The following is a 612-nucleotide window of genomic DNA, read 5'->3' as shown; positions in this document are numbered from 1 at the left end:
GACTCTCCGGCGAGTCGTTATTTCCGGAGCGATTGGCAACTTCGTCGAGTGGTACGACCTGGCGATTTACGCGTATGCAACCGTCGCGATCAGCAAGGCATTCTTCCCGGCCGGGGATTCGCAGTTCGCGATCATCGCCACGTTCTTCATGTTTGCGGTGACCTACGCCGTCCGCCCGATCAGCGGCATCTTCATGGGCACGCTCGGCGACCGATTGGGCCGCAAGAAGCTCCTTGTCTTCTCGATCCTCCTCATGGCAGCGGGGACCACCACAATAGGATTGATTCCCGACTACGCGACCATCGGCATCCTCGCACCGATCCTGCTGTTCGTGTGTCGCGCAGCCCAAGGCGTCGCCGCCGGCGGAGAGTTCGTTGGAGCTGCCACGTACGTGTACGAGTACGCCCCCCCTCGTCGTCGCGGACTACTCCTCGGACTAATCCAGATGGGCACGGGACTTTGCTATCCCGCCGCAGCTGCAGTCGCGTTTCTGCTCGCACAATGGTTCGGCGACGAGGCATTCATCGACGGCGTTTGGCGGGTCATGTTCCTGCTCAGCGCCCCACTCGCGCTCGTTGCGGTCTTCATCCGGATGCGACTCGCGGAATCGCC

The 612-nt window shown here is 61.9% G+C and carries 1 protein-coding gene; it reads left to right on the top strand.

Annotated elements, in window-relative coordinates:
* A partial coding sequence (locus R4P64_RS33940; RefSeq protein WP_317824579.1) for an MFS transporter occupies positions 1-612 on the top strand: 612 nt, incomplete at both ends.

It is taken from the genome of Rhodococcus sp. IEGM 1366 (assembly GCF_033142425.1).
GTDB classification, from domain to species: domain Bacteria; phylum Actinomycetota; class Actinomycetes; order Mycobacteriales; family Mycobacteriaceae; genus Rhodococcus_F; species Rhodococcus_F globerula.
Note: the sequence above shows the minus strand (reverse complement) of the source record. Positions and strands in the feature narration are given on the sequence as shown.